Annotated in this window: 3 protein-coding genes; all 3 read left to right on the forward strand. The window is 64.8% G+C overall.

Annotated elements, in window-relative coordinates:
• Positions 1-695 precede the first annotated feature (695 nt).
• The 3 genes from LJ737_RS26705 to LJ737_RS26715 all read left to right on the forward strand — a co-directional run bounded on the left by LJ737_RS26705 (position 696) and on the right by LJ737_RS26715 (position 6,805).
• Positions 696-1,460, forward strand: a complete 765-nt coding sequence (locus LJ737_RS26705) for a hypothetical protein (RefSeq protein WP_227769841.1) — start codon at positions 696-698, stop codon at positions 1,458-1,460.
• Positions 1,457-4,270 (forward strand): TonB-dependent receptor, encoded by a 2,814-nt coding sequence (locus tag LJ737_RS26710; RefSeq protein WP_317206672.1) that lies wholly within the window; start codon positions 1,457-1,459, stop codon positions 4,268-4,270. The genes LJ737_RS26705 and LJ737_RS26710 overlap by 4 nt, the downstream gene beginning before the upstream one ends.
• An 87-nt stretch (positions 4,271-4,357) precedes the next feature.
• The gene (locus LJ737_RS26715; RefSeq protein WP_227769842.1) at positions 4,358-6,805 is read left to right on the forward strand and encodes a hypothetical protein; all 2,448 of its coding nucleotides are present in this window, start codon (positions 4,358-4,360) and stop codon (positions 6,803-6,805) included.
• Positions 6,806-6,854 lie beyond the last annotated feature (49 nt).

The raw sequence follows: 6,854 nt of genomic DNA on the forward strand, positions 1-6,854 counted from the left end.
CAAAGGTTTTCCGGTCGCTGCGGATGACCAGCTTGGTGGAGGCCATAAGTAGTAGGATAGCATGAGCCAGTTGGATTACCGGCGCCCTGTCAAAGGTAGGTAAAGTTCTGAGTGGGTCCGTAAGTGGGACCGTAAATTTGTAAAAGATGAAGTAAAGCAGAGTTAAGGCGATTTGTAAAAGTGGCTTTTAAGGTTGTTTTAGCGGTATTTTTGATAAAGCGTGGTGAATATGTGGTGATTCCAGAGGAATCACTGAAAGCCCCGTTTGCACCGCGCAAACGGGGCTTTTTGTATCTGTTCATCCCGTGGCAACGCCCTAGCTGCGGCGCTGGCCACGTGCGGGCGAGCCGACTGAGGAGTGGGCACAGGAATGCGGCAGGTAGGGCATACGCAAAGTGAATAGGGAGCCGGTGGGGAAATTATCATAGACGGTACTGCCGCCGGTGGGCGTTGCGTGCTATCCGCCAACAATTCATGTGAGCAGCAAATGCTGGCAACTGTGGTTACATTGCCGGTAATTCACTTGTCATACGCGCTACTTACGCCCGGAAATGGGGCCGCACGTGCGGTCCGTTTCACACCACCGTGCCCGCAACCTTTCGCTGCCTTCTCGACTCATACCCACCGTGCCCGCGCTTTAGCCGACTACAATCGCGGAATTCTGTACCGAGCCCCGCTCTTTACTTTTCTACCTGATGCTTAACGATTACTCGTGGGGCCGTGGCTTGCTGCTGAGCAGCTTCGCGCTGCTGCCCGCGTGCCCGGGCTGGGCGCAGGCCAGCGCGGATTCGCTTACCCTAGCTTCCTCCATCAATCACTTGCACGCCCGCTACCTCGAGGCTCGCAAGCAGGAGTCCTTCCTCCTCAACGGGGTGGCTTACGCGCCCAACCTGCCGCCACGCGTCATCGGGCATCCGTTTCTGGAGTCGCCGGAGCCGCAGCCGGGCCGCGTGTACTACGACGGGTACGATTTTCCCAACCTCTCGCTGCTCTTCGACGTGGAGCAGGACGCGCTGGTGCTGGCCGACCTGGGCGGACCGCTGCGCGTGCGGCTTATCAGCGAGCATGTGGGCAACTTTCGCCTGGGCACCCGCTCGTTTGTGTGGCTGCGCGGCGCCAAGCAGGCGGGCATGAACACCGGCTTCTATGAAGTACTGTTTGACGATGCGGCCTCGCCCGTGCGCCTGCTGGCGCGTCACGGCAAGAAGCTAGAGCGCAAAAGCGGCACCGAATTGCGCTACGAGTTTCGCACTAGCGCCGACTATTTCCTGCAGACGCCCCAGGGCTACGTGCCCGTGAGCAAAGCCAGCGCGGTGGTGGCTACGCTGCCCGAGCGCAAAAAGGAGCTGAAGGAATTTGTGCGCAGCCACCACTTGAAATTCAGCAAAGCCGAGCGCGCCGCTTCCCTCACTTCGCTCGTGGCTTATTACGACAGCCTGGTAAAAGCCGCCCGCCCATGATGCCCGCCCAAGCAACAACTGCAAGCCGCCCGCGGGTGGCGCCCTGGCTGCTGGCCGGCCCCGCGCTGCTGCTGGGCCTGAGCGCCCAGGCCCAGCAGGCCGCCCCCGATTCGACGCAGGTGAGCGGCAACTTCGTTAACGCGCCCTTCGAAACGCTGGTTCGGGCCCTGGAAACGCAGACCAGCTACCGCTTCTACTTCGAGCCAAGCAGCGTGGACAGCGTGTGCGTGAACCTGCGCGCCGAGCGACAAACCGTGCCGGTAGTCCTCAAAAACGCCTTTCGCCGCGGCGGCCTGTACTACGTCATTGACGCGGGCAACCGGGTGTACATCACCGCCGGCAAGCCCATCGAGCTGACGCTGCCGGACCGCTATTTCGCCGCCGCCGACAGCAGCGCCCGCGTGGCCCAGCAAGCCGCCGACGACCCGCTCGAAGGCCTGAACGTACCCAAAACCCGCCGGCAATCGGCCACCCGCCTCTACGAAGTGGGGCGGGCGGGCGCGGCCAAGGGCGAAGGCAAAGCCACCATCGGCGGCTACGTGCGCGACGTGAACACCGGCGCGCCGGTGGCCGGGGCCACCGTGGCCGCCGAGGCCGCCGGCGTGGGCACCGCCACCGACCAATACGGCTACTTTTCGCTCACGCTGCCGGTGGGCCGCCACTCGTTGCTGGTGCGCAGCATCGGCATCAAGAACACGCGCCGGCAAGTGGCCTTGTACAGCGACGGGAAGCTCGATATTCAGGTGGAAGAGGACATCACTCCGCTGCGCGAGGTGGTCATCGAAGCCGAGAAAGACAAGAACGTGTCGGGCATGCAGATGGGCCTGGAAAAGCTCGACATCAAGACCATCCGGCAGGTGCCCACGGCCTTCGGCGAGGCGGACTTGCTGCGCGTGGTGCTGACGCTGCCGGGCGTGAAATCGGTGGGGGAGGGCAGCACCGGCCTGAACGTGCGCGGGGGCGCCAGCGACCAAAACCTGATTCTGCTCAACGATGCGACGGTGTACAACCCCTCGCACTTGTTCGGCTTCTTCTCGGCCTTCAACCCCGACGTGCTGCAGGGCGTGGAGCTCTACAAAAGCGCCGTGCCGGCCAAGTTCGGCGGGCGCCTGTCCTCGGTGCTCGACATCACCACCCGCGACGGGAATAAAAAGAAGTTCGGCGCGTCGGGTGGCATCGGGCCGCTGACGTCGCGTTTGACGGTGGAAGGCCCCATTCTAAAGGACAAAGCCTCGTTTATCGTCGGGGGGCGCTCGTCGTACTCCGACTGGATTCTGCACCGGCTGCCCGACCGCGGCTTCCGGGAAAGCTCGGCCTCGTTCTACGACCTGAACGCGCACCTGAGCTACGATATCAACGAGAAAAACGCGGTATACGCCACCGGCTACCTCAGCCGCGACAAGTTCCGCCTGGGCGCCGACACCACGTATCAGTACCTGAACCAGAACGCGAGCCTGAAGTGGAAGCACGTGTTCGGGCCCAAACTCTACGCGGTGCTGACCGGGGCCGTGAGCCACTACGAGTACCAGGTGAGCAGCGAGCGGAACCCGGTGAGTGCCTCGCGCCTGGCCTACAGCCTGAACCAGACCAACGCCCAGCTGGACTTCAGCTACTTCCTCAACCCCAAGCACACCATCGAATACGGGCTGAGCACGCTGCGCTACAACATCGCGCCGGGCAGCCTCAAGCCCTTGGGCGACAAATCCTTGGTGCAGCCCGATATTCTGAGCCGCGAGCAGGCCCAGGAAAGCGCCGCCTACCTCTCCGACCGCATCGACGTGAACCAACACCTGTCGGTGTCGGTGGGACTGCGCTACTCGCTCTACAACGCGCTGGGCGCGGGCGACGTGCGCCGCTACGCGGCCGGCGGCCCCCGCAACGAGGGCACCGTGACGGACACCGTGCGCTACAAGGCCGGGCAGGACATTGCCACCTACGGCGGACCGGAATACCGCGTCTCGGCCCGCTACGCGCTGTCGGTGGCCTCGTCGGTGAAGGCCAGCTACAACCGCACGCGCCAGTACATCCACATGCTCTCGAACACGGCCTCCATGTCGCCCACCGACGTGTGGAAGCTGAGCGACTACCACATCCGCCCGCAGGTGGGCGACCAGGTGGCGCTGGGGTTTTACCACAACTTCAAGAACAACACCATTGAAGCGTCGGTGGAAACCTACTACAAGAAGATGCACGACTTCGTGGACTACAAGAGCGGGGCCACGCTGATTCTCAACCACCACATCGAAACCGACGTGGTGAATGCCGAGGGCAAGGCCTACGGCGTGGAAGTGATGCTGCGCAAGACCACCGGTAAGCTCAACGGCTGGGTGAGCTACACCTACTCCCGCTCCCTGGTGCAGGTCAACGGCGGCACGCCCTCGGAGCGCGTCAACGGCGGGAAGTTCTATCCCAGCAACTTCGACAAGCCGCACGACGTGACGCTGATCGGCAATTACCGGGTGAACCGCCGGTTCAGCACCTCGCTGAACGTGACCTACAGCACCGGGCGGCCCATCACGCTGCCGCTGGCCAAGTACTACGTCGGCAACGCCTACCGCGTGCTCTACTCGGACCGCAACGCCTACCGCGTGCCCGACTACTTCCGCGCCGACCTGGCGCTGAACATCGAGGGCAACCATAAAATCAAGAAGCTGGCCCACGGCTTCTGGACGGTGGGGGTGTATAACCTGACCGGCCGCAAAAACCCGTATTCCATCTACTTCAAGACGGAAAACGGGCAGATCCGGGGCTACAAGCTCTCCATCTTCGGTCAGCCTATTCCCACGGTCACCTACAACTTCAAGCTTTAGCACCGCCGGGGCTGCTTTGCGCATGGGCCGGGCAGCACCGCCTTCCTGCCCGTTCTGCCTGCCGGCACCAACCTACTATCGTTACCGATGAGCCACGAATTCGGATACCACGCTTGGCACCGTACCGCGCTGACGGTCTTGGGCTTCGGCGGCCTGCTGGGGCTCGGCCTTGGCACACCCGCGGCCCGCGCGCAAACCAAGCCCGCCTCTCCCCGCGAAGCCCTGGACGCCTACCACCAGAACGACCCCTACGAAAAGCTGTTTCTGCACCTGGACCGGCGCCTCTACGTGGGCGGGGACCTGCTGTGGTTTAAGGCCTACGCCGTGGAGGGCACCCGGCAGCGCCCGTTGGCGCTGAGCAAGGTGGCCTACGTGGAGGTGCTCGATGCGCGCCAAAAACCGGTGCTGCAGGGCAAAATCGGCCTGCAAAACGCCACCGGGCACGGCTCGTTTCAGCTACCGGCTTCGCTGCCCACGGGCACTTACACGGTGCGCGCCTACACCAGCCTGATGAGGAATTTCGGGCCGGACAGCTACTTCCACACGCCGATTACGGTGGTCAACACCTTCGCGGCGGCCACCCGGGCGGCCGCCGACACGGTGCGGGGCTACGACGTGCAGTTCTTCCCCGAAGGCGGCACCCTCGTGGCGGGCGTCAAGAACCGAGTGGCGGTGAAAGTGACCGACAAAACCGGCCACGGCATAGCGGCCGAAGGCGTGTGGCTGGACAAGCAAGGGCAGGTGGCCGCCCGCTTCAGCACGCTGAAGTACGGCATGGGCCGCTTCGACGTGCAGCCCACCGCGGCCGGCGGACCGTATACGGCCGTCACGCGCCTGCCCGACCAGCAGACCCTGACCCGGCAAGCCCCGGCGGTGCAGGAGCAGGGCTTCGCGATGCGCGTGGAAGGCGCCGGGGCCGAGCAGCTGCTCGTGACGGTGCAGACCCCGGGCAACACCGGCGAGGAAGTGCAACTGCTGGGCCACGCCCGCCAACGGGTGTTTGCGGCCAAATCGGCGGCGATAAGCGGCGGCCGGGCGCAGTTCGTGCTGGAGCGCGCCCAGCTGCCCGAGGGCGTGCTGCACCTGACCGTGTTCAACGCCCGGCAGCAGCCGGTGGCGGAGCGGCTGGTCTTTCGCCGCCCGGCCGCCCAGCTGGCCGTGCGCCCAGTGCTCGACAACAGCCGCTACGGCTCCCGCGACAAGGTGGCCCTGACGCTGACCACGGCCGACGCCGCCGGCCGCCCCGCCCCGGCCAACCTCTCGGTAGCCGTGTACCGCCTCGACGACCTGCCCGCGCCGCCGGCCGCCGACATTGCCAGCAGCTTGTGGCTTACCTCCGAGCTGCGCGGCATGGTGGAGGACCCCGGCTATTACCTCGCTGCGCCCGACGGCCAGGCCGACGAAGCCACCGACAACCTCATGCTGACCCAGGGCTGGCGGCGCTTTAGCTGGGACAAGCTGCTGGCCGGCGCCGGCACGCCCGACCGCTACCTGCCTGAGCTAAATGGACAGTTTGTGGAAGCTCGCGTGGTACACAAAACCACCGGGCAGCCGCTGGTGGGCGTGGCGGCTTTTGCTTCGCTGCCGAGCACCCGCGTGCGCCTCTACAACGCCATCAGCCGCGCCGACGGCCGGGTACGCTTCGAGCTGCGCGAAGTGAGCGGCCCGCAACATCTGGTGCTGCAGGCCGACGCCCGCCAGGACAGCACCGCCCGCATGCAGCTGATCAGCCCGTTTTCGACGCAGTACGCCGCACGGCCCGCCGCGGCCCCGCTGCTGTTGCCCGAGCAGTACCGCGCGGCCCTCACGCAGCGCCACGTGGAAGTGCAAAGCCAGGCCGCGTACTTCAGCCGCAAGCTGCGTCCCTTTGCGTTGCCGCTGGCCGACAGCGCTTCGTTCTACGGCAAAGCCGACGAAAGCTACAACCTCGACGACTACACCCGTTTCGGGGTGATGGAAGAGGTGATGCGCGAGTACGTGCCCGGCGTGCAGGTGCGCCTGCACAAGCAGGAGCACAGCTTCCTGGTGTCGGACCGGCCCAACCGGCGCCTGTTCACGGAAAACCCGCTGGTGCTCTTCGACGGAGTGCCCATGTTCAACATCGACAAGGTGCTGAAAATCGACCCGCTAAAGGTGCGCCGGCTGGAGGTTATGACCAACCTTTACGTCCACGGCCCGCTGACTTACAGCGGCTTAGTGAGCTACACCAGCTACAAGGGCGACCTGGGCGGCGTGGCCCCCGGGCCCGGCGCGCTGGTGGAAGAATTCGAAGGCCTGCAGTGGGAGCGGGAGTTCTACTCGCCCAACTACGCCACGCCCGAGCAGAAAGGCAACCGCCTGCTCGACCTGCGCAACTTGCTGTACTGGAACCCGGAGGTGACGACCAGCAGCACCGGCCAGAAGCTAGAGTTCTTCACCGCCGACGAGCCCGGGCAGTACCAAGTTGTGGTGCAGGGCCTGTCGGGCACGGGCCTGGCCGGCAGCAGCACCGCCACCTTTGAGGTGCGGCCCCAAGGGCTGGCCCAGGGCAAATAGGCTTGCCAACAAATGCAGCAGCGCCCGGCGCCGCGGCTCAGCACGAGCC

The organism is Hymenobacter sp. 15J16-1T3B (genome assembly GCF_020711235.1).
GTDB lineage: Bacteria > Bacteroidota > Bacteroidia > Cytophagales > Hymenobacteraceae > Solirubrum.